The 23,787-nt window shown below is 56.6% G+C and carries 16 protein-coding genes; 5 read left to right on the forward strand and 11 right to left on the reverse strand.

The features are described from left to right. Positions 1 to 17 precede the first annotated feature (17 nt). The 3 genes from O77CONTIG1_RS09640 to O77CONTIG1_RS09650 all read right to left on the reverse strand — a co-directional run bounded on the left by O77CONTIG1_RS09640 (position 18) and on the right by O77CONTIG1_RS09650 (position 6,019). The gene (locus tag O77CONTIG1_RS09640) at positions 18 to 4,070 is read right to left on the reverse strand and encodes a PAS domain S-box protein (RefSeq protein ID WP_068510126.1); all 4,053 of its coding nucleotides are present in this window, start codon (positions 4,068 to 4,070) and stop codon (positions 18 to 20) included. A gap of 212 nt (positions 4,071 to 4,282) precedes the next feature. Continuing rightward, on the reverse strand, positions 4,283 to 4,906 hold the full coding sequence (locus tag O77CONTIG1_RS09645) for a TenA family protein (protein ID WP_068510128.1): 624 nt from the start codon (positions 4,904 to 4,906) through the stop codon (positions 4,283 to 4,285). Between the two features lie 99 nt (positions 4,907 to 5,005). Then, complete coding sequence (locus tag O77CONTIG1_RS09650; protein WP_068510130.1) at positions 5,006 to 6,019, reverse strand: phosphoribulokinase; 1,014 nt, start codon at positions 6,017 to 6,019, stop codon at positions 5,006 to 5,008. A 726-nt stretch (positions 6,020 to 6,745) separates the two neighbouring features. Here O77CONTIG1_RS09650 and petH point away from each other — a divergent pair. Both petH and O77CONTIG1_RS09660 read left to right on the forward strand, forming a co-directional pair. After that, positions 6,746 to 7,999: a ferredoxin--NADP reductase gene (gene petH, locus O77CONTIG1_RS09655; protein ID WP_068516324.1), complete on the forward strand. Its 1,254-nt coding sequence runs from the start codon at positions 6,746 to 6,748 to the stop codon at positions 7,997 to 7,999. A 297-nt stretch (positions 8,000 to 8,296) separates the two neighbouring features. Beyond that, positions 8,297 to 10,153, forward strand: coding sequence for a ShlB/FhaC/HecB family hemolysin secretion/activation protein (locus O77CONTIG1_RS09660; RefSeq protein ID WP_068510132.1), 1,857 nt, complete (start codon positions 8,297 to 8,299; stop codon positions 10,151 to 10,153). On the opposite strand, the gene O77CONTIG1_RS09665 is transcribed toward O77CONTIG1_RS09660, so the two are convergent. Further along, positions 10,138 to 10,530 carry a hypothetical protein gene (locus O77CONTIG1_RS09665; protein WP_156435124.1) on the reverse strand — a complete coding sequence of 131 codons (393 nt, stop codon included), beginning with the start codon at positions 10,528 to 10,530 and terminating at the stop codon, positions 10,138 to 10,140. The genes O77CONTIG1_RS09660 and O77CONTIG1_RS09665 overlap by 16 nt on opposite strands. Positions 10,531 to 11,302: 772 nt before the next feature. On the opposite strand from O77CONTIG1_RS09665, the gene O77CONTIG1_RS09670 reads away from it, so the two are divergent. Further along, the gene (locus tag O77CONTIG1_RS09670) at positions 11,303 to 11,596 is read left to right on the forward strand and encodes a hypothetical protein (RefSeq protein WP_317134261.1); all 294 of its coding nucleotides are present in this window, start codon (positions 11,303 to 11,305) and stop codon (positions 11,594 to 11,596) included. Between the two features lie 119 nt (positions 11,597 to 11,715). On the opposite strand, the gene O77CONTIG1_RS09675 is transcribed toward O77CONTIG1_RS09670, so the two are convergent. Beyond that, a complete protein-coding gene (locus tag O77CONTIG1_RS09675) occupies positions 11,716 to 12,279 on the reverse strand; it encodes a DUF3611 family protein (RefSeq protein WP_068510136.1) in 564 nt (187 codons plus the stop codon). Between the two features lie 14 nt (positions 12,280 to 12,293). Continuing rightward, on the reverse strand, positions 12,294 to 13,973 hold the full coding sequence (locus O77CONTIG1_RS09680; RefSeq protein WP_068516328.1) for a sensor histidine kinase: 1,680 nt from the start codon (positions 13,971 to 13,973) through the stop codon (positions 12,294 to 12,296). Between the two features lie 408 nt (positions 13,974 to 14,381). Between O77CONTIG1_RS09680 and O77CONTIG1_RS09685 the strand changes: the two genes are divergently transcribed. Continuing rightward, positions 14,382 to 15,182, forward strand: coding sequence for a creatininase family protein (locus O77CONTIG1_RS09685; RefSeq protein ID WP_068510138.1), 801 nt, complete (start codon positions 14,382 to 14,384; stop codon positions 15,180 to 15,182). 32 nt (positions 15,183 to 15,214) lie between these two features. Here O77CONTIG1_RS09685 and O77CONTIG1_RS09690 read toward each other — a convergent pair whose 3' ends face one another. The 4 genes from O77CONTIG1_RS09690 to O77CONTIG1_RS09705 form a co-directional block, all read right to left on the reverse strand. Further along, positions 15,215 to 15,847: a hypothetical protein gene (locus tag O77CONTIG1_RS09690; protein WP_068510140.1), complete on the reverse strand. Its 633-nt coding sequence runs from the start codon at positions 15,845 to 15,847 to the stop codon at positions 15,215 to 15,217. Positions 15,848 to 15,934: 87 nt separating this feature from the next. Further along, complete coding sequence (locus O77CONTIG1_RS09695) at positions 15,935 to 16,900, reverse strand: TIGR04168 family protein (protein WP_068516332.1); 966 nt, start codon at positions 16,898 to 16,900, stop codon at positions 15,935 to 15,937. 74 nt (positions 16,901 to 16,974) lie between these two features. Beyond that, a complete protein-coding gene (locus tag O77CONTIG1_RS09700) occupies positions 16,975 to 19,239 on the reverse strand; it encodes a PBP1A family penicillin-binding protein (protein WP_068510142.1) in 2,265 nt (754 codons plus the stop codon). A gap of 380 nt (positions 19,240 to 19,619) precedes the next feature. Next, positions 19,620 to 20,090, reverse strand: coding sequence for a hypothetical protein (locus tag O77CONTIG1_RS09705; protein ID WP_068510144.1), 471 nt, complete (start codon positions 20,088 to 20,090; stop codon positions 19,620 to 19,622). A gap of 275 nt (positions 20,091 to 20,365) precedes the next feature. Here O77CONTIG1_RS09705 and thiD point away from each other — a divergent pair, with 275 nt between their 5' ends. Continuing rightward, complete coding sequence (gene thiD, locus O77CONTIG1_RS09710; protein WP_068510146.1) at positions 20,366 to 21,193, forward strand: bifunctional hydroxymethylpyrimidine kinase/phosphomethylpyrimidine kinase; 828 nt, start codon at positions 20,366 to 20,368, stop codon at positions 21,191 to 21,193. 85 nt (positions 21,194 to 21,278) lie between these two features. On the opposite strand, the gene O77CONTIG1_RS09715 is transcribed toward thiD, so the two are convergent. Next, positions 21,279 to 23,558: an ATP-binding protein gene (locus tag O77CONTIG1_RS09715; RefSeq protein ID WP_197673360.1), complete on the reverse strand. Its 2,280-nt coding sequence runs from the start codon at positions 23,556 to 23,558 to the stop codon at positions 21,279 to 21,281. Positions 23,559 to 23,787 lie beyond the last annotated feature (229 nt).

Raw genomic sequence — 23,787 nt, forward strand, 5'->3', positions numbered from 1 at the left:
GTGCAGACCTGGAAGTTTTAGCGCAGGGCTTGGGGATTTTGGCGGTGGGGCGATCGCTCTAGGGGCAGCTGAATCTTCAGGCTGAGCCGCTGGGGTTCGCATTCGGCCCAAATCATGCCGCCCAGATATTCCACCCGTTTTTTGACCAGCGCCAGCCCCAGCCCTGTGCCGCCGTGTTTCCAGGGATCGAGGTTGGGAATGCGATAGAACCGCTCAAAGATGCGATCGCACTCGGTCGCGGGCACGTCTACCCCCGTATTCGCCACGCAAAGATTCAGGAGCATCGCTGTTGCTGTGGCTGAAACTTCAATCCCCTCCCCTGTGGGGGTGTATTTGCAGGCATTGGTCAGCAGTTCGCCTAATATCCGCTGGAGCAATGACGCATCAGTAGTCACGGGCGGCAAATCCGGCGATATTGACAGGGTTAGCCGCTGCTGTTGGCGCTGGGCCCGATTCAAAAATGGCTCCAGCACATGGGGCAGCCAATCTTGCAGAGTGAGGGGGCTGAGGATCAGTGGCTCTGCGTCTGCATCAATGCTGGTTAGGTCAAGCAGGTCATTAATCAGGCTGATTTCACGCTGGCCTTCGTCTTTGAGAATCTGAAAATATTGGGCTAATTGAGTGGGGGCGGGGCGGTCTGACTCTGGCAGTAGCCCCGATTGCTGGAGGTGAACTTCGAGCAAGTCGGTGGCCAACTTGATGTTGGCCATGGGCGTACGGAGTTCGTGGGACACGGTGCTAAGGAAATGGTCTTTGAGCCGATTTAGCCGCTCTAGCTCTGCCACCTGGGTCTGAGCCGCCTGAAACAGCCGCGACTGGCGGAGGGCGATCGCGCACTGGTTGGCCACCTGCCGCACCAGCCGAATTTCGGGTTCGCTAAACCACTGCTCGCGCGGTCGCAGCAGCCAGACATCGCCCAGACAGCCCTGATCATCGAAAATTGGTTGCGTGAAAATCGTAGAACTGCACATCAGTTCGCGGCTTATCTGACCCCCAATGTCGCGAAAGCAAAACTGGTGCCCAATGCCCTGCAAAAGCTGAGTGTAAATTTCAGGATGGTCATCCATCGAGAGAATCATGCCCTCTGCGGACTGATCCGCTGACACGACATATTCGCAGTAGATTGTAGAGGTGCGATGCTCCAAATCATAAAGGGCTGTGTCGCAGCAAAGCACCCGCAGCGTTTGTCCCAGTTCTTGAACCACGGCTTGCAGGATTTTGCGTTCGTCCAGGCTGTCGCGCACCTTGTCGGTGATGCGCTTGAGCGCGGCTTCAAAGTCTAGCGCTTGCTGGAGTTCGGCAGTGCGCTCCTGCACCTGCTGTTCTAGCGTGGTTGCCCATTGCTGAACCTGCTGGTGCAAGTTAGATTGCTGGATGGCGATCGCCAACTGATTAGCAACCTGTTGCAGCAAGTCCGCTTCTTCTGGCTTCCAAACTCGCGGCTGGGCGCAGGCATGAGTCATCAGCAGCCCCCAGGTGACAATGGAGCCATCCTCTAGCGTTTTGGCAATGGGCGCAACCAGGTTTGACTGAACTGCTATTGGCTCCATCACCTCGCGCCAATCTCCCAGTGCTGTCTCTTTCGGACGCTGAGCATCGTTTGGGGTATCGGCTGGGGCATCGGCTGGGTTCCAGTCTCCAAAAAAGCTGTCGCCATCCCGCCGCAGGTTAAGCATTCGGTTCAGCATCGGGGGATACTCTGGTCGCACGGCTTCTTGAATGACAACCCCCTGACGATCGCCATCGAGCCGGAGAACAAGCGTGCGATCGGCTTGCAGGGTACGCTGCACTTCTTGCACCGCCGTCTCCAAAATTTGCTTCAGGTTCAGGGTTTCGCGGATGTGTTGGGTAATCAGCCGCAGCGCCCGTTCTCGCTCGGCTTGGGCAGCAAAGGCATTCTGGACTTGTCTTAGGGTGGTAATGTCGCGGGCGACGACCAGCACCGATGTAACAGACCCGTCAGCCGCTAGTTCTGGCACAATGCGAGCGTGAAAGGTAAAGACTCCACTGGGCAAAGTCATGTCATATTCTATTTCTACAGCCCGATCTTGCCCGGTAGTAAAGACTTGCTCCATGGCATCCATCCAAAGGGCGACCAGCGCTTTAGGAAAGTCTAGCTCTTGAGGAGTTAGCCCCACCAACTCGGCCGCTGGAATGCCTACAAGCTTCTCTACCGTGGGGTTGACATAGAGAAAGCGAAACTGGCGATCGCACCGCAGGATGCTGTCAGGCGCGTTTTCGGCTAGCGTGCGAAACTCTTGTTCTTGCTGGCGCAGGGCGGCTTCGGCGGCTTTCAAGTTGCTAATATCCAGCACCACGCCATACCAAGCAATCTCCCCGTTGTCTCGCTGCCGGGGGCGAGAACTGCCCTTCAGCCACTTCACGCTGCCTGATGGAGTCACTACGCGCCACTCGCAGTAAAACGGCCCCAGCGAAGCGAGGCTCTGTTCTACAGCGGCTTCGTAGGCTGCTCGGTCATCGGCGTGAATACATTCGACCAGCAAGTCTGGATTTTCAATCACCTGAGCCACAGAGTATTCCAGAATCTCCTCAATAGCCCGGCTCATGTGTTCGACATACCAGGAGCCATCCTGTCTCCGCACTAAAATGTAGATATTGGCCGGAGACGAGTTAGAAATTTCCAAAAACCGCAGTTCGCTCTGGCGCAGGGCAATTTCGGCGGCTTTGCGGGCGCTGATGTCAACGTGGGCGATCGCCACTCCATAGTTCTTCAGCGGAATCGGCGCAGCGCTGACACTTACCCAAGAAATCGAGCCATCCGACCGCCGAATACCCTGCTCTTGCCCAACGATGGTTTGCCCCGCCCGCAGTGACCTCACAGCGGCACACTCTTCTGGCGGCATGAGGCTGCCGTCGCAACGGAGCATCTCCCAAGTGGGCAAGTCATGCACCCGCTGGGCATATATCCCAGTGTATCTGTCAACCGAAAGCCCTAAAATCTGCTCAAAGGCCGGATTCACTTCGATTATCTTGCCTGCTCCATCGGTAATCGACACGCCCACTGGCAAGATTTCAAACAGGGTTCGATACTTTTGCTGGCTCTCCCGTAGAGATTCTTCCAGACGCTTGCGCTCAGTGATGTCTACATGAGTGCCGATCATTCGCAGCGGCGCACCCGTTGCATCTCGTTCCACCACCTTGCCCCGGTCGAGAATCCATCGCCAGGTTCCATCTCTGGCTCGCAAACGATATTCGCTGCGGAATAGGGGCGTGCGCCCGGCCAGGTGGATTTCTGTTTCCCACAGAACCCGATTTCGATCTTCAGGATGAAGCCGGTTGCTCCATTCCTGCAAGCGATCCCCAATTTCGTCTGTCTCGCAATCATAGCCCAGCATCCTTTTCCACTCGCCAGACAGCCACAGCGTTCCGGTCGGAACATGCCAATCCCACACGCCATCTTCAGCACACTCCAGCGCAATTTCAGCCCGCTCTCGCTGTCGGATCTCGGCTTGCAGTTGTTGATTGGTGGCTTGCAGCATGGCGTTGGCTGCCAGCAAGTCTGCCGTGCGCTGCTGAACCTGTCGCTCCAAATCATGGTTCAGGGCTTGCACCTGGCGCTCTAGCTGGCGGCGCTCGGTCATGTCCCGCAGCACCGATAAATGTCGATGGGGCACAAAGTGGGCGGTGGCGGCGTATTCCACCTCGCGCACGGTACCGTCAGGGCGCACCAGAATAAATTCTCCCCGCTCGTGTCCCTTCTCTAGAAACTGTTGCCAGGCGCTTGGGAAATCAAACTCGACCTGGGAAAAATCGGCAATGCAGCGACCGAGCAAATCGTCCAGAGAAACGCCAAATAGCTCACACGCGGCGGGATTGGCATCAATATAGTAGCCGCTGTCGTCGGCGATCACCATCGCGTCCATCGCTTCCTCAAAGAAGGCGCGGAGATAGGGCAACGCGGCCGGGTCGGTGTCTGGGGCAGGGCGATCGCCTGATTTAAAACCACCAGACTGAGAGATTAGCGGCCGGGGCAGCAGCAACCGATCCCGATTTGCCTCGTTGTCCGACAAATCAACCTGGGGAAAATCATCGGAAGGTTGGGACAGCATACAGTTAACAGAATGACACTTGCTGACAGATGCAGTGACCAAATCCAGGACTATCCCTACGTTATCTAAACCCTACGAAGTTTCTTGCTGCTACTCCGTCAACAGTCATGATTCGGGCACAATTTGGAGCCTACTTGAAATTCTAGAATGCCCCCAAACTGCCCCCGTCAAAATAATTTACGCAGATTTTTTATTTCCCAAGTCCAGCAAATCTATTGCCCTGTCCAGGCCGATTCAAAGAAATCCAGTTCGCACTGCATCGCATAGCGATAGGTCGCTTGCACCAGCGGCGTCAGCGTAGCGTACTGCTCCGACAAGTCGGCAAGCTGCACCGTCAGCGGCTCAAACTCGGCGCTACTGTAGGTGCGAATCCAGTCGGCGTAGGCATGGGTGGGAATGCCCGACGCTGCTAGTGCTTGCCCCAAAAATGCGTAGAGCTTCATGCAGGGCAGCATGGCCACGGCTGCAACCCCGACCGTTTGGCTCCAGGCCGTGGCCAGCAAAAAGTCGGTATAGCGTCGCGTGGCGGCTCCCGGCTGCACCGCACGCAAATCCACTCCCCACTGTGCAGCATAACCCTCGTGCAAGTTTAACTCATGCAGCACGCCGCCCGCCAGATTGTGAAATACCTGGAATCCCTGCCAGTCAGGGGCTTTGGCAGCGGCAATGCTGTAGGCGCGGGCAAAGGCTTCTAGAAAAAAGGCATCCTGCCCGACGTAATAGCTAAATTTTGCCTTGTCCAGAGAGCCGTCGCCAATGCCCTGCACAAAAGGATGGTTCAAACAGGCGATCGCCAAATCCTGGTTTTCTTGCCACAGTGTCTCTGCCAGCGCCATCTCCCGTTTCTCCCAAACTCCAAAAAATCAGCGTCCCCAGACCCAGCCCAGGAACGCCAATCGTAAATCCTAAAAGTCGAGCTTCATTGCTTAAATTGTCTAATTGGAGCCAGCCTTTGCCGCCAGCATCGCATCCGGCGAGGTCAGCTTCTCGTAGGTGGCCCGCATCTTCAGACCCACCAGCACCTGGAACAGACCACTGCCATTCGACGAGCCTGGATACTCCCGGTGCTTCAGCAGCAGTTCAGTCAGTTCCCCGTAATATTTGGTAGACAGATTGCTCAGGTGGCTTTCAATGTAAATCACTTCATCCAGACGATCAAACTGGCCGTCTACCTCCAGCACCGATACCGGATTGCCATAATAGCTATCGGGCCCGTAGAACAAGCGAATCCCTGGGTAGGAGCAGGTCAGTTTGCGACCGCAGGGAATCCAGTCGATGGTCGAGCCTTCATCAAACAGATAGGCAGGCTCAAACCCTTCCACACCTTCCTTTTGAACCATACGAACCCGCAGCACCTTGCGCTCCGTATCGTTGGGGATGAGCTTGGTCGGCAGGATCTGAATGACCACATCGGCGTACTGCTTTTGCGGGTCAATGTAGGCCTCAAAGTCGGGACGACGCGAGTTAATGGCAGCCAGCACATCTTCGTAGGTATGACCACGCTCTGCCATGTCGCGCTGGATCTTCCAGGCGATTTTCACTTCGTCGTCAATGTCGAGATAGACGCTGAAATCAAGGAGCGATCGCACTCGCTCGTCATACATCGGGTGCAGCCCCTCAATCACCACAATATGGTTAGGATGAACCGTCTCCGGCGGGTCAATCATCCCCGTTTCGTGGTTATAAATTGGCTTCTCAATCGACTTGCCTTCCTTCAGAGCCTTAATCTGCTCGTACATCAAGTCGAAGTTATTTGCCTTAGGATTCAGCGCCGTCACGCCCACTTCTTTGCGCTGCTTACGATCCAGACTGTGATAGTCGTCTAAGCAGATGACGGTCATCATGTCTTCGCCGAAAAGATCTGCCAAGCGGCGCAGAAAGGTGGATTTGCCGCACCCAGAATCACCGGCAACGCCAATTAAAACTACACGGTCTGGCTTATTGGTCATAGCTTTCCTCTAAAACAACTGTCCTCTTAACTGTCCTCTTAACTGCCCACGACTCCCACATGCCCACAAGTCCGGCTCGATCACTCCAGGCAGTACCCAAAACGCTAAAAGCACCTGTCCACCTAACAAGCACCATAGGTTCTGAGTTTAAGTAACACCTGTAGAATGACTACACATGACTTCTCAGGCACGTCGCCTTTTCAAGCACATTACGCTGCTAGCAAGACCGCTGGCACCATGCGCCCGCTGAATACTGATGGCACACCAGACCGGTGAAACATCCAGTCGGATACCCGGCTCTCAAGCGCTAACTAGTCGCCAACTAAGTATTTACTACTAGCGATACTAGAAATCTTACCAGAGAATCCCCGCAACCTACAAGGTAAGCGGGTTATACCCAAGTTCCTGATCTCTATGCTAAGGGGAATGGGGACACCTGGGAATATGAAATTGCTGTGAAATTGAAACGGCTTTAACAATCTGCATCTGGGCGGCTCGTCTATGGTTAGAGCAGATCGGACAGGGGCTATTCCTGTCTGGGGCTTCAGTGAGCGAGGCAACCCCTGCAATGCTACGCTATATAGCAAAACGGGAATCGCCTGGGATGCGGGTTCGCAGATGCCGGAATTGACAAGCCTGGAAGCAACCACCAGACCGTCAACGCTCATCCGCACTCGCGCTCAACGTTCCTCATCCATTGTTGGTTCAGAGAGCATTGATATAACGATGTATAACCCTAGCGCAGCAGGTGGCGCTGCCAACTCACCATCCGGGAGTCGCCTCTTCCTCTACGAGGTTGAAGGTCTACGCCAAAACCAGGAAACCGATAAACAAGACTTCCCCATTCGGCGGAGCGGCAGCGTGTTTATCACGGTGCCCTACTCTCGCATGAATCAGGAAATGCAGCGGATTACCCGCTTGGGGGGAAGGATTCTTAGCATTCGTCCCCTGACTATCGATAGCGAAACCAACGGTAAGGCTGCTCCCGCCCCTGAAGCCCCTCCCGCCGCAGCGACCCCTGCTGCTGTGGCCGAGTCGCCAACTCCTGAAGCGGAAGGGAAGAAACCCATGACCCAGGCTAAAGAAAAAGAAAAGTCTACGATTCCGGTTAACATTTACCGCCCGAATGCCCCGTTTATTGGTAAGTGCCTCTCGAACGAGAAGCTGGTCGGTGAAGGCGGCATTGGCACGGTGAACCACATTACGTTTGATTTGTCGGGTGGCGACCTGCACTACTTGGAAGGGCAGAGTATTGGCATTATCCCTGAAGGGACGGATGACAAAGGTAAGCCCCACAAGCTGCGCCTGTATTCCATCGCCTCGACCCGTCATGGCGACAAGATGGATGACAAAACCGTATCGCTCTGCGTTCGCCAGTTGGAATACAAGCACCCCGAAACGGGTGAAACGGTCTACGGTGTTTGCTCTACTTACTTGTGCAACCTGGAGCCAGGGGCAGACGTAAAGATTACTGGCCCTGTTGGCAAGGAAATGCTGCTGCCGGACGACCCTGATGCCAAAATCATCATGATGGCGACAGGTACAGGCATTGCGCCGTTCCGGGCGTTCCTGTGGCGCATGTTCAAGGACAACGAGCGGGCGGCGAACCCAGACTATCAGTTCAACGGGTTTGCCTGGCTGATCTTTGGGATTCCGGTGACACCGAACATCCTTTATAAGGAAGAACTGGAGGAAATCCAGGCCAAGTATCCTGAAAACTTCCGCCTGACCTACGCCATCAGCCGCGAGCAGCAGAACCCGAAAGGCGGCCGGATGTATATCCAAGATCGTGTTGCAGAGCACGCGGATGAGATCTGGGCGATGGTTAAGGATGAGAAGACTCACGTCTACATCTGTGGTCTAAAGGGCATGGAAGATGGCATTGATGCCGCCATGGCTGAGGCTGCGGCGAAGGAAGGCGTGACCTGGAAGGACTATCAGCGCTCGATCAAGGAACGCTGGCACGTTGAGACCTACTAGGTTCTAATTTCTTTTTCACGGCTTGGATCAATGAGGTGCGATCGCCCGGTAGTATTTCTGCTGGGCGACTTGCGTTGGAAAGAAGGAAAAACGAAGAAGGAAAAACGAAGAAGGAAAAACGTAGTGTTTCGGCTGGGTGAGTTGTTTTGTGAGGTTGGTGCTGAGCCGTTTTGGGATCTGGTGTCTGGTTTAATCCCCCTGATTTAATCCCCCTGGGGGGAATTCCCCAAGCTGGAGGGCTGGGTGGTAGGATGCTACCAACTTTTTCAGCCGGGGGAGGCGCTAGGGAAGTATCCGATGGATCGTGTAGGGACGCTATTGCTAGGGCTGGGGCTGTCTTTATTGGGCGGCTATTTCAAGATGCCAGGGGCGATCGCCCAGTCGCTTGACCCTCGCCCCCAGCCGCCGTTGCCACCTCTGCCAGCGGATCTGCTGCTTCAGCCGCCTGCGCCGCCCCAGCCGCCGTTGCCCGCGGAGCCGCTGCCGCCTCTGCCGCCGCCAGAGGAACTGCTGCCGCCAGTCAATCTAGAGCCGCCATCGCAAGACCTGCCTGCGGAAATCCCTGAGGCGCTGCCGATCGCCCGATTTGTAGTGCAGGGTAGCAGTGTGTTCAGCGCCGAAAAGCTGGCAACGGTGGCGAAGCAGTCCGTAGTGAGCGGCGTGTCGGGAAGCGTGGCAGAAAACGGGGGCGATCGCTGTTCCCGCAGGGTAGACTCACCGGATGTTTTAATCGCACAACCGCTCACCTTTGCCCAGGTGCTTCAGGCACGGGCGGCCATCACCCAGCTTTACATCGACTGTGGCTATATTAGTTCGGGGGCGATCGTCCCGGCTGATCAGGTCTTGCCGCAAACGCCCGACGGCTACGTCGTCACGATTCAGGTCATCGAGGGCAGCCTAGAAGCCATCAACGTGACGGGGCTAAATCGGCTAGATGGGGACTATATTCGCGCTCGGCTGCGGCGGGCCGCAGGAACACCGCTCAACGTGAACGAGCTGCTGGAGGGGTTGCAACTGCTCCAGCTTGACCCACTGATTCGCAGCGTGTCTGCTGATCTGCAAGCGGGAACGCGCACCGGAACCAATGTGCTGCAAGTCGTCGTGCAGGAAGCCGACCCGGTAAGCCTGAATGTAACGCTGGATAATGGGCGATCGCCCAGTGTCGGCAGCTTTCGGCAGCGGGTGCAGCTCACCCACGCCAACCTGCTGGGCTATGGCGACGGGCTGAGCATCGGCTATACGCGCACCAGCGGCAGCAACGAAGTTTCGGGCAGCTACACGATCCCGCTGAATCCGCAAAACGGCACGCTGCGAATCGCCGCCGGAACCACCCGCAGCGACGTGATCGAGGAGCCATTTGACCAGCTCAATATTTCCTCGCGATCGCCCTATGCTGAGGTGGCGCTGCGACAGCCTGTGGGGCGATCGCCCAACGAAGAATTTGCCCTCGGCCTCACCCTCTCCCACCAGCGCAGCCGCACCACCTTTGAAATTCCAGATGAGCAGGGCTTTCCCTCGCCTGGAGCCGATGACCAGGGGCGCACCCGCGTCACCGCCCTCCGATTTGTGCAGGAATGGACCCAGCGCGATCGCCAGCAGGTTCTCGCCGCCCGCTCACAGTTCAGCCTGGGGCTGGATTGGCTGGACGCAACGGTAAACGATGGCGAACCCGATAGCCGATTTTTTGCCTGGCGCGGCCAGGGGCAGTGGGTTCGACTGCTGGCGACCGACACCCTATTTCTGCTGCGGGGCGACGTGCAGTTGACGGGCGATTCGCTGCTTGCGCTGGAACAGTTTGGGCTGGGCGGAGCCGAGAGCGTGCGCGGCTATCGCCAGGATGCCCTGCTGACCGATAGCGGAGCGCTGCTCTCAGCCGAGGTACGGCTACCGATTCTGCGGGTTCCTGAAATTGACGGACTGCTGCAACTGGCTCCCTTTATCGATGCGGGCACGGTCTGGAACGCCGACAGCAGCCAGCGCAACGACAATCAGCCAGATACCCTGGTCGGCGTTGGACTTGGGCTGCTGTGGCAACAGGGCGATCGCCTATCTATCCGGGTCGATTGGGGCATTCCGCTGGTGGAGCTATCCGGGTCAGGCGACTCGCTCCAGGAAAGCGGCATCTACTTCTCGGTACTCTATTCGCCATTTTGAGGGCTGAGGACGCTGGACGGTTCCAGAGCGGCTGAGGGCTGTTCCGTGAGTGCTTCGGGTACAGTACCCTCTGGCAGTTGCGATAAATCATCGCCAAATCCCGATGATGTTGGAGACGGCAGGCTTTGCCCAATCAGGACACTCAGCAATAGGCTCAGCAGCACCATGCCAAACCCGGACAACCATAGCCAAAAGGCCTGCCGAACCGACTTTCGACCCCAGCGCATGATGAAAAACACCAGCGACGCAAACGGCACCAGCAGGTAGGCAACCCCCCAAAGAACATGATCGCTGAACGCCAACACCAATCCCCAAAGCCCACCAATAAGACTTAAAATTGAACCCAGGAACAGTAGCGCCAAAACAACGAATGACATAGGTTAAGCCCTCCGGAGAAACTGTGAAGTAAGAAATTGCGAGGCGAGAAACTGCGAAGCGAGAAACTGCAAAGCGAGAAACTGCGAAGCAAGAGATGGTTTGAAGCCAAAAACCTTGAAGACTCTAATCACCAGAAGTCTTGACTAAATCCTGACTAAGAATTGAGCCGATGCAGATGAAGTCCACTGCGCCGCTATGGGAGCTTAATAAAGCCCTATTGAGCCAAGCGGTTTACCTATTCTTGCTGCTGATGGCTGGGTTACAGACCTGAGAGATATCCAGCCCCCCCTCCCTGGCAAGAAACCTAAGAAATCTCTAGTAAATCCTTGTGAAGCGAGTAGAGCGGCTTCAAGGCGATCGCACAACAACTGGAACCGTCGTCCGAAAGGAAGCGTAGCTGATGAAACGATTAACACCCTGGGTTATGGACTGACTACATTGCCATGAAGGGATATTCCAGTGATTCCCCATCAGGGACTGCGTAAATTTCTATTGCAGCAACCAAGCGCCCCAGAAATCAGCACATTCGGCAGAGCGCGTTTGATCGCGCTTTATTCAGTGCGTCCTGTTCAAAGATTTTTCGCTATCCTTATGGGCACGCAGTTCCTCCCTTGCTCTTGGTAATATGGGTGAACTATATTGAACCCAGATCAAGCTGTCCGTAATGAGCCGTGATAAGCCATTGGTTCAATCTACCTGTTCGCTTCCTATTCGCTTTTAGCTTGCCCACTGCTCCGGGAAAATTTAGAAAACCACTGGGAGATAGTTTTGGTGTACACGTCGCAACAGTCCTCCACTCGCAGCACGCCTTCTGTAGATACGCGGGTTGCCGATCGCCCCGAACAGATTGACTTTTCGGCACTGCTTGACCCTTCACTGCTGCAAGCCGCCCGCCACATCTATCGCACCTACTACGAAGTGCATCCCGACCAGGTGCAGCGCCCGATTGGTATTGCGATCGACCGCTTTACGCACCGGGGCAAGCTGATTTTTTCTGGGAAGCCCATTCTATTGCCGCAGGAGTGCTTTATTCCTGTGGGACAGCTTGAGGCGGATTTGTATTAGGTATTTGCACTAGCCAATCTTGGTGACCAATCTTGGCGACGTTGATTGGTGACGTTGATTGGTGACGTTGATTGGTGACGTTGATCTGTGGCTCTGATCGGTTGCTTTTTTATCCGAATCTACTGTCGTCGGAACCAGTCGTAGAGTCCGAGAGAGAGGGTCAGCCCCGCAAAATGGGCAGCGACTAGGTGCAGGTTTGCCGCTACCACTTGCAGGTTGAGGATTCGCACAAATCCCTGCGTGTTTGCCAAAGAAGATGAGGTTTCAGCCTGGGTCATCAGCGTTGCAATGCTGACTTCCGCGCCGACCAGCGTGACCAGCGCCCCAACCAAGCCCAATACAATGCCCACACGCAGCAGTCTGACTAGGGCGATGGTCTTGGGGTGTTGTTCCAGGTCGAGTCGGCGAAGACGCTGGGAAATGCGAATGTAGCGAAAAGCATTGGCGATCGCCACCAGCAGCAGCACACAACCACACACTGCCCAAAAGATACCAATACCAATACCCCGCACAGGCGGCTCATCCAGCACCAGATTCGAGCGCGACGTAGACACCAACGCCGCCGCCGCCGCCGCGCCCAACCCCACTTGCAGCAGCACACTGAGCAAACCCACCCACCAAAAGGCGCGAGACAGGTCTAGGGCCCGATTGGCGGGCGATCGCAGGTCTGGCTTGGTTTGCATCACTCAAACATTCGCTACACCGACTCCGGCGACAGTTGCTCGGTGCGGCTACCCAGCGTCAGCGGCAGCTTCACCACAAACGACGTGCCTACGCCCTCGCAGCTGGTAAAGTAGATTTCGCCCTGATGCTGCAACACACACTGATAAACAATCGCTAGCCCCAAGCCCGTGCCGCGAATGGCGTTCACATTGCTGGCCCGGTGAAACAGGCGAAACAGGCGGGGCTGGTCTTCATCCGGGATACCAATGCCGTAGTCGCGGATCTCAAACGTTGCCACTTGATCAAAACAGGACAGGTCAAATTCCACGACGCCACCTGCTAGGGAATATTTCACCGCGTTGGAGATCAGATTGCTCAGAATGGATCTGAGGAGTTTGGGGTCGAGATAAACCAGTTCGCAGGAGCCGTAGCAATTCAACACAATCTTGTGAGATGCGCCAATGCTCATCCGCATCTCTTCTACCACATCATGACAAAACGACTTCAGATCAATCCAACTGGGGCTAAACTCTAGCCGACCGGCCTCCGCCTTGGCGCTGACCAACACATCCTCAATCAATTGATTCATCGTGGTAATGGCGGCACGGCTCCGCTGGAAATATTTCTCTCGCTTTTCCTCCGGTGCAACGTGCCCGTATCGTTCCAGCAGTTCCAGCGACGTGCGTAACACGGTGAGGGGGGTTCGCAGTTCGTGCGACACCATCGACACAAATCGCGACTTTAGCTCACTCAGCTCTCGCTCTTCTTTTAGCGCCAGTCGAATTTCGTCTTCAGTTCGCTTGCCTTCCCGAATCATCTGCTCGCGGATGCGGATGCTGTTCACCATGCTTTTGAACACTTCCGCCAGCGTCGTCATCTCATCGGGAAAAGGATTTTTTTCGGCAAAGGATAAGTCCAGGCTGTAGTCACCACTGGCAATTTGCTGGGCGGATCGGGTCAGGCTGGCCAGTTGCCGAGTCAATATGCCCGACAGCATGTAAATCAGCACAAAAAAGACTGCATAGGTGATGATGAAGGCAAATAACATGCGGTTGCGAATGGCCTGTTGCAGCAGCCGGACGTATTGGGCGTCGATATCCAAACCCACAACCAAAATGATGTCGTCCCGCTGGCTCTTGACCGGGGCAGCAGCAGAAATCCAGGTGCCCCATCGGTCGGTATAGATTTTGTCGCTTTCCTGAATGCCGCCTTGCAGCTCGATACGCCGAGCCAGTAGTCCTGCGTGGTCAGATTCTAGAAACTTGGCTGCCTTGGTGGGGTCATTCAGCGCCCAGAGGTCTACCAGATAAATAATTTCTCTCTCGCCAGGGCCAACGGCGGGTAGGCCAACGCGGCGATTGGTGTCGGCATTGCCAATGATATAGGAGTAGAGCCAGACCCTCGGCTCGATATTTTGAACTGTCTCAAACCAAGCAAGCTGACTCAGGTAGCGGGGGTCGTCCGAAAAGCCCTCAGCATTGCGCTCTCCCTCGGCGTAGAGGCCCAGCAAGTCATCTGGGTTTACGCCCGATAGGGCCCCGATGAGCGTAGAGCGCATGTCGGCCCGCAGGCGAGCAACGACCTTTTCGGTTGTATAGGAATAGAACCAGTAGAAGGCTCCCGCAAACACCAGGCTAAACACCACGCTGAAACCCACCAGTAGCTTGACGCGCAGGCTCACTGGTCTGACGAGTTTTCTAACTGCCGGCGACATTGCCCGGCCTAGCATCTGAGACGTTTGGCGCAAATTTACCTCGAGGGCAAATGGGTTAAGAGTGTAGAGATGACTGAAGATGCCCCCGACTTAACCTAATTTAAGGCAATCTTAGATCAACCGTCGATGTCGGCTTTATAGATTGCAGAGAGAGTTCTGTAAGTTGCAGAGTGCGTTTTGAAAGACTGGCTCTAAAAAACTGGCTCTGAAAACCAACTCTGATCGGCGGCACTGATCCTGAAATCGCTTTTCCTGAAATCGCTTCTATCCCATTCAATCGGGGTTGACCCATTTCAGGCAAATGGGCGATCGCCCCCTGGTTGCGTTTCCGGGGACTTTTTTTCTTCAGCGCATATCTTTTCATCCTAGACGGAATCTATTGATTCCCATTCTGCAACTTGACTCCCTATGCATAGCTACATTCCGCCTGACCGCTTTTTCCCATACCTCACCTGGACAGATATTCAGCAAATGCCCCATCCAGAGCAGGTCGTGATTTTGCAGCCGATTGGGGCGATCGAGCAGCACGGGCCACATTTGCCGCTAGTGGTGGATGCGGCGATCGCCACTGCCGTTGTGGGCAAGGCGCTCTCGCAACTGTCGCCCAGCATTCCAGCCTATGCACTGCCGACCCTCTACTACGGCAAGTCTAACGAACACTGGCACTTTCCGGGCACGATTACCCTCAGCGCCCAAACGCTGATGGCCGTGCTGACGGAGGTGGGTGAGAGTGTGTATCGGGCAGGTTTCCGCAAATGGGCGATTGTCAATGCCCACGGCGGACAGCCCCAGGTCATCGAGATCGTGGCGCGGGATCTACACCAGAAGTATGACGACTTTTGGGTGTTTCCCCTATTTGTTTGGCGGGTGCCCAACGCTGCGCCCGACTTGCTTACGCCCAGGGAGTTGGAATATGGCATCCACGCAGGCGATGCCGAAACCAGCCTGCTGCTGTCGCTGCTGCCCGACCAGGTGCAGCTTGACCGGGCTGTGCCGGAATACCCCGCCAAGTTACCTCAAAACAGCCTGCTGAGCATGGAGGGCGATCTCCCCTTTTCTTGGGTCACTCGCGACCTCAGTCAGAGCGGCACCCTCGGCGACCCCACCGCTGCGACGCGGGAAAAGGGCGATCGCATTTTGGACTCTCTGGTGCAAAGCTGGGTGCAGGTAATTGAGGATTTGTATTGGTTTCAGCCGCCGCGTGCGTGATGGGGTAGCAGCACACCAGCCTCCTGGTTCCCTTACGCCTTCACGCCCTCTTTCCCATACCAATCCCCACACACACTGCCCTCTGGCCCGCTGGGATGTAGACCACAGCAGAGCCAGTGAATGCCCGTGCTGCCCTCGTAGGCATAGCCGTGGTAGTGGGTGCAGCCTTCGCAGGCGGGTGGACGGGGGCGGGGACGCAGGAGATCCTGGCTTTGGGCGGTGGCTTCGTGGTTTGCCTGAAGAAAAATTTGGTAGAGCGGGTTGCTGCGATAGGCGGGGTCTTCGGAGACGTACCAGGTGACGAGCAGGTGATGGTCGGGAGCGATCGCCTGGCCCCACGCCACCACAGGCACCTCTAGCTGCACCAAGAGGCCGCCCACAAAGTCAGGATTGGGGTCTGGCAGTTGCGATAGCACTGAACCGCGCACCAGAAAAGCATCTTCTAGCACCAGTCCAATCGCCGGGGCGATCGCCGCTTTTGCCCCATCTGCACTGGCAAACCGCACCATCACCCGACCGCGATAGCGATTTTGGTGGGCCTGGTGCTGAATCCAGCGATCGCCCACCTGTAGCTCGATTTGGCGATCGATCGATTGAACCTGGGCAAGTCCACTGCGGCTAAAGCGCCAGATTTGGTCGGTGGGGATGGGCTGAACGCAAGACATAATAAGGCTTGAAAATCAGGGTTCAGGAGTCCGGTTTCAGGGCTGAAATCTTTCTCTTGAGGGGCCAGGTGAGCGGGGTTTGGGCCGTCAGGCGATCGCCTCCGATTCTTCTCGTTCTTCGATGGCGGGCGCGTTTTGCTGATAAAACACCTGTTTGGAGTGAATCGCGCAATCTTGATTGAGCCAGACCAGCGATGCCTGAAAGACTTTGCCCTGCCGCAGCGTGACGAGAGAAAAGTTTCGCAGGCAATCTTCTTCAATAGACACAATGCGGGGCACACAGGCGGCATTGAGGTAAACCGTTCCAGCGGGGTCGATATGCAGCGGGCGGCGAAGCTGGGTTTTGGTGTGGCGCAGGGAGTGGTGCATGTGCCCAAAGGCGACCAGGGGAACGGATTTGCCCAGGGCGCGGGTGCGGGCGATCGCCGCTGCCAGATCCGGATCGCCGTGGTCGCCGCCGATGGGTTTCCAGTCTTTGCCGCAGGGATCTTCTGGGGCGCTGCCCAATCCCAGAGGTCCACAGTGACCAATGAACAGAATAGTGTTATGGGCCGCAGCCTGCGCCGCAGCAACAATGCGCTCGGTAGATTCCTGGAAACTGCGAACCCCGTAGCGGCTGGCATAGAAATCTTCATTTTTCCACTGGGAGCCGCCCCAGCTAAAGGGTCGCCCGCCGACGACCGATAGCCCCAGCGCAGGAAAGTCCAAATAGCTGTAGCCCACATGGGTTTCGCCCAGCAGGTCTAGCTGCTGCTGCACGCGGTCTTCTACCTTAGGATCGTAGGGGCGCTTGCTGCGGCCCCAGTCGGTGGCAGTGTACCAGGCATCATGGTTGCCGAGGATAACGGCCTTGGGAATCGACATCGCGGCGATCGCCCGCACAATGCCCACCGCCTCGTTGCCAAAATCCCCCACCAGCAGCACCAGATCCACCCCCATCCGCCGCAGCGCCCGCTCATCCTGCGCGTCCCACTGGTCATGCACATCTCCCACCACGGCGATCGTAAGCGTCTCAGGCATTCCCGATGCGCTCCCCTGCCCTTGCTCTGTCATAGCTGCGTCCTCGCTGGTCTCCATTACCAGAATATCCAGCTTTCTGCCCCCAGCAGGCGGCCTCGATGCCTGCCTTATTGAATAATCCGCCCCATATAGTCACCCCAAAGCTGGGCGGCCTGACCGCTGCTGCCCCCGGTGGGCGAGTTGTCGTCGTTGCCAAACCAAATTCCGGTGGTGATCTGGCGACTGGGCACATAGCCCACAAACCAGAGGTCGCGGTTGTCGTTGTTTGTGCCCGTTTTCCCCGCTTCGCCCAGTCCCAGATAGGCTGCACGACCCGTGCCGTTGGACACCACGCCTTGCAGCAGGTCGGTCATGGTGCGGGCAATGTCGGCAGGCAGCACGGCTGTATTCGCCTGGGGCGTTTTGCTGGCATCGTAAATCACGCGGCAACTTTGCACATCGTTGGGATCAGTGCAATCGCTGCTGTCTAGAATGCGCCGAACTGCGTGGGGGCGATTGCGAACGCCCTGATTCGCCAGCACAGCGTAGGCCCCAGTTAGCTCTAGCAGCGTCACTTCGCTCTGCCCCAGCACCAGGCCAGGCACAGGATTCAGCGGCGAGGTGATGCCCATGCGGCGGGCCGTCTCCACGATGTTATTCAGCCCAGCCTCGCGCCCCACCCGCAGCGCGATCACATTTTCTGACAGCGCCATGCCCGTATACATATCCGCACTGCCGCTGCTGGTGCGTTCGCAGCCGCGAAAGGATTGCCCCTGCCAGGTCATTGGTTCGCAAGAAAAGGCGGTGTAGGGTGAGATGCCCTGTTCTAGAGCAGCGGTGTAGGCAAAGACTTTGAAGGTAGACCCCGGCTGTCGCAGGGCTTGAGTGGCTCGGTTGAACTGGCTCTCTTGAAAGTCTACGCCGCCCACCAGCGCCAGCACTTCGCCCGTGCGGCTATCCAGCGTGACCAGTGCGCCCTGGGAAAAGCCGGAGCCTGCGCCAACGGATTCAACCGTGCTGCGGAGGAGCCGTTCGGCTTCGCGCTGATAGCCCGGATCGAGGCTGCTTTCGACCACAAAGTTGCCTTCTTGGGCCAACTGGCTGCCCAGGAGTTCTTCTAGTTCGCTGAAGACGTAGCTGGTAAAGTAGGGCGCAATGCTGCTGCGGAGTTCTTCCAGGGTTTCGGGGTTGATTTCGATGCGCGATCGCCGGGCCCGTTCTGCCTCTTCTAAGCTAATTTTGCCCTGGGCGGCCATGCGGTTGATGACGCGATCGCGCAATTGCACCGCTGTTTCATAATCCTGCACTGGGTTAAAGCTGTTGGGCGCGGGCAAGATCCCCACTAGCGTTGCTGCTTCCGAAAGCGTCAGTTCTTTAGCAGGCTTGCCGAAATAGTATTGAGCAGCATCTTCAAAGCCGTAGATGCCGTTGCCCAGATAGACCCGGTTGAGATATTCCAGCATTAAAAAGTCTTTGCTGTAGAATGTCTCCAGCTTGAGGGCGACGACGGCTTCCCGCAGCTTGCGTCCGGCGGAATCGGACGTGCCGACGTAATCCCGAAAGATATTGCGGGCAAGCTGCTGGGTGAGGGTGCTGCCGCCTTCGCGAATGCCGCCGCCGAGGATGTTGGTGACCAGGGCCCGCAGGATGCCAATTGGGTCGATGCCCAAATGCCAGTAATAGCGGCTATCTTCGGAAGCAATAAGCGCGTCGGGCAGGTAGCGCGAAAAGTCAGAGAGGCGATCGCCCGTGGTGTGGGCCCGGGCCCGGGTCGGCGTAAGCGGCGTTGCGCCATCGCGGGCCATCACCATGACTGGCCCCTGCACCGAGGCAGGCAATGGACGCACCGAAAACTTCTGCCACTCCAGCCCAATCCACAGCGCCGTCAGCGCCGTCAGCCCAGTAAAGCCATACATGCCGTAGCGGGCTGCTTTGACGTAGACAGGCGGCGGATCGACATACTGAATCCGCACCGCAGAGGCCAGATCCGGCGGCCCCAGCGTAAACACATCGCCATGCCGCAGGGGAATTTTCGTCAGCCGTCGCTTGCCCCGATAGATGCCGTTGGTGGAGTTTTCGTCCTTCAGTACGAAGGCATACTTTCCCCGGCGGCTGTCGCGGGTCAGGGACAGATGCATCTGGCTGACGACCGGGTTTCGCACCACGATGTCGCAGGAGCGAGAACTGCGCCCCAACAGGTAGCGATCGCCCAGCAGCGGATAGGTTTCAGGATCGGGGCTGCCGCTCTCTGGGTCTTGCACCCACAGTTCGGGCACTCGCGCATTGGGCTTCAGTTTCAGCCGAGAAAAGTTCACCCTGGCTTGCTGCACTGCCCGGGTAATCGTGGTCAGCAAGGTTTTGGGTGGGGTGGGCGGCGGCGGCGATTGAGTCACGTTGACGTTCCTGACAGAGCAACGCAGTTATAAAGAGGATGAGCCGGGGAAAGGCGGACTCTGGAGAACCTTGAAAGACTAGAGAAAAAACAAAGCAAATTGAGTCAAAAGCAAAAATCGAAACTCAGGATACGCCCGCCAATGAAGCCGCAAATCAGCCGCAAATCAGCCCCAAATAGCCCCACTTTCTGATCTCTGATGGCTGCTTCCGGGATTCAAACTTGTCGCAAGGCCCCTTGTAGATAACATAGCGAATCTTAGAGATTCCAGAAATTTTTGGACGCAGTTTTGATTGGCGTGCAATTTAGCGGGATGATTGGGGCGATCGCCCTTCGTCCGCCTGATCCAAACCCGACCGATTCAGCCAAGTCCGGTAAATCTCAGGCAGAGGGCTTTGCTCGAAAGGTCAGCGTGATACCGCCGCTTGTGCCCAGTCGCCCACCCGTGCCCAGCAGATTCACCTGACCCTCGCCGCTCACCTCCACCGACAACACAATTTCCTCTAGCTCCATGCCTGCCACCTCCGTTGCGCTCTGGCGGGCCCGACTCAGCACCCGCCCCATGCGCGACAAGAAGCTCGACATATTTTGCTCCAGCGCGTCTGTGGAAACGGGCGTGCGCTGGGTGCGTCCTGCAAAGCCAGGTTCGCCAAAGGGATTGCTGCCCCAACCACCGCGCTGCCCGTCGGTTTGGGCGCTGGGAGATGCGGGCGCTTCTGTGACCACCCAAATGACATCGGGATCAGCGTGGAGCGGGATGGCACTTTCTAGGGAACTGTCTAAGGGAGAACTGTCTGAGGGGGAACTGTCGGAGGCGCGGTTAGCAGAAGGATCAGGAAAGTCCGCAGGCATAGGGATTAAAACTCGATTTCTCCCATTTTATGAGGGATCTTTTTAGGAGGAATCTTGAGCAGGCAGTTGGGTCGATAAATTTGCAATCTGCTGTGTAAACCAGGCAGCAGCGCGGGTGCTGGTTCGATGCTGAATCTATCGCAGGGTGCGGGAGAGAATGAGATGATGGGATGAGGCGAGAAAGTCGCGGGGCAGTGAGGTGACAGAGGTTGCCCCAGCAATTTGCTCCTATTGCTCCTACAGTTCCTCCCGATCGTCTTCGACTCACTTCTCGAATGTCTACAGTTCCCGATTTCTCCATCCCCATTGCCCTGACGATTGCTGGCTCCGACAGCGGCGGCGGCGCGGGCATTCAGGCTGATCTGCGAACCTTCGCATTCCACAAAGTCCACGGCACTAGCGCCCTGACCTGCATCACAGCCCAGAATACGCAGGGCGTGACGCGGTTAGACGCGCTGCCTCCGGCGGCTGTGGTTGCCCAAATTGCCGCAGTAGTGGTCGATATTGGCGTGCAGGCGGTGAAGACGGGGATGCTGCTAAACCGCGAGATTATTGCCGCCGTGGCGCAGCAGGCGGAGGAACTGCCGCTGCCCAATCTGGTGGTTGATCCGGTAATGGTGTCTCGCACAGGGGCGCAGTTGATTGCCGACGAGGCGATCGCCCTCCTCTGCACCGACCTCTTGCCCAAGGCCCGCCTGATCACGCCCAACCGCTACGAAGCGCAAATTCTGGCCGACCTGGAAATTCACACGCTGGAGGATATGAAGCAGGCCGCCGAGCGCATCTTGCAGACGCACCAGCCCGGTGCAGTGGTGGTGAAGGGCGGCGGCATGACGGGCGAGTTGCGCGGTGTGGATGTGTTTGCGGATGAGACGCGGCTGGCGGTGTTACAAACGCAGACCGTCCACACCGCTGACACCCACGGCACAGGCTGCACCCTATCGGCGGCGATCGCCGCAAATCTGGCCCTTGGTCATGACCTGTTTGCTGCCGTGCAGCACGCAAAGAATTACGTCACCCACGCGCTCCAGCACTCCCTCCGCATCGGGCACGGGCAGGGGCCCGTCGGGCATTTCTACCCCCTGTTGTCGTTGGGCAGGTAGTCTGGCATCTGGCACATAGACGCAAGAATTCATATAGACGCAAGAATTATAGACGCAAGAATTATTGGGCAGCCGCCATTCTTCCTTATCCCGCCATTGGCTCGGTTTGCAGCATCCCTGCCGATCCGTTCAGTTCAGGGCTTTGCTGAGAACGAGGAATGCGAATTACGAAGCGCGAGCCTTCCCCCGGAGTCGAGAAACACTCCAGCGTGCCCCGGTGCTTTTCGACAATGATCTGATAGCTAATCGACAGGCCCATCCCGGTTCCTTTGCCCACGGGCTTGGTCGTGAAAAATGGGTCAAAGATTTGACGCTGAACCTCCTGAGGAATGCCGCCCCCATTGTCGGCGATCGCAATTTCCACCCACTCAGCATCGACCAGCGCCGTAGAAATTTCAATCTTGCTGGGGTCTTGCTGAATTGCTTCCGTCGTCCGCTCTGCGTCCCTCGCTTCCAAGGCATCAATGGCGTTCGCCAGAATATTCATCAAGACCTGATTCAAGGAACCTGGATAACACTCCACCTCTGGCAGGTCTGCATACTGCTTGATCACCTGGATGGCGGGTCGAGCTCCCTTCGCCTTAAGGCGATGCTCCAAAATCAACAGCGTGCTGTCAATACCCTCGTGGAGATCCACCGCTTTGAACTCAGCCTCATCCATGCGGGCAAAATTCCGCAAAGACAGGACAATCTGCCGAATCCGATCCGTGCCCGCCCGCAAAGAATTGAGCAACTTGGGTAAATCCTGCTGCAAAAATTCCAGGTCGATTGCGTCGGAGGTTTCTTGAATTTCGCGGGGTGGCGCTGGATAATGCCGCTGGTAAAGCTGAATCAGATCTAGCAGGTCGCTAACCGATTCTTTGAGCGGCGACAGGTTGCCGTGGATAAAATTTACTGGATTATTGATCTCATGCGCTACGCCAGCCACCAACTGCCCCAGGCTAGACATCTTTTCGCTTTGCACCACCTGTGCCTGTGTTTGCTCCAACTCCTCCAACGTTTGCTTGAGTACTGCGGTGCGCTCCTCTACCCGACTTTCCAGATCAGAATTAATCTGCTCTAGTTCTGCGTTGGCGTGTTCTAGGTTGGCAAACAAAAGGGCAATTTGCGTGGTCATGTGGTTAAACGACTCGCCCAGCGCTGTAAACTCTCGAATTGGGCTAGTGGCTTCGATTTGGCAGGTGAGTTCTCCGCTGGCCATGCGCTGGCTGGCTTGATTGAGGCGCTCAATGGGGCGAGCAATCCAGTGGGAAGTCAATAGCCCCGTCGTTAGGGAAATGACCAGCACAACGGCACACAGGAGGATGTTGCGTCGGGTGTCGGCATTGATTTCTGCCATGAAGTCTGATTTTGGCAGCACAATCACCATCAGCCAATCGAGTCCATAGGAATCGCGCCAGGGCTTGATGTAGACAAACTGCCGCTGCTGGTTGTAAGCAACTTCAATTTGGGTTGCTGACTGGATGGCGTGCAGATTGCCAAATTGCGACTGAATGGCCTGGCTCACGGCCCGAATTAAGGGATCGGGACTGTTTAAGCTGTTAAATCGCTGGAGTGCCTGGTCGCCATTTGACAGCATGGGAGACTGGCTGGAACTGCCAACCATCAGGCCGTTTCGCTCCATCAAAAAGATTTGACCTGATGGACTGGCCTGGATACTTTTGAGGAAGTCGCTAATTCCGGTCAGCTTCAGATCGATATGGGCCACTCCCAGCAAATTACGGTTGGCATCATAGACAGGTGCTGCCACACCAGCCGCCAGGTAATAGCCCGTCTCGCCAGGTTGGGCACTGCTCTGGGGCTTGAGAGTTTGGCCCGTTGGGGTAAGCTGGAGGGCTAGATTTTCTACAGCTTCGATTTCGCTCCAGATGGGCTTTCCAGCGGCGATCGCCTCTGGATACCAGGAGGCTTCTGGCGGGTTGTTTTGCTCCTGTTGCAGCCGCGTGGCGCGGTTGCCCTGAAGATCCACAGTGTAATAAGCCGCAGGTTCCGGGGGACGGTTTTCGTAGAGCAGCAGACCCAGTCCCTGCGCCAAGCGCCGCGCCCCAAGTTCGCTGCCATCGGGACGGGCAAAGCCAGTGTAGGCAATGGTTGGGAAGGCCCTCGCCTGCCGCCAAAAGTAGCGTCCAATGGCAGCAGGATCGTCTAGCCGGATCTCACCGTTGGCGATCGCCCCCGCATTAATCTGCACCAGCCGCATCGGGGTAGACAGATAATCGCTGAGCTGAGTATCGACGCGCTGACTGACCTGATCGGCCACTTGCGCCACCAGGTTGCTGACCGCCTGTCGCTCGTTTCTAAAGGCAATGTAGCCGATGAGCAGTCCAGCACCGCAGGTTTGTAGCGCAAAGGGCAACACCAGCATGAGTTTCAGGGGAATCCCCCGACGGCAGCGAGTTGGACGAGTGGACGAAACCTTTGGCGCGAGCGGAGAAGCACTGGGAGTCCGGAGCGAGGAGACTTTAGCCTGGAAGTAGGATTTCATGTACGGCGAAGAAGTAGGCAAGGCGGGAATTTTGGCTCAGCAACAGTTTCTATTGCCTTTGTCCAGCGCTGGACAGGCCCAAAACAAGCGCAATGTTTTCAGACGAAAT

The sequence above is a fragment of the Leptolyngbya sp. O-77 genome, from assembly GCF_001548395.1.
Classification (GTDB): Bacteria; Cyanobacteriota; Cyanobacteriia; order Elainellales; family Elainellaceae; genus Thermoleptolyngbya.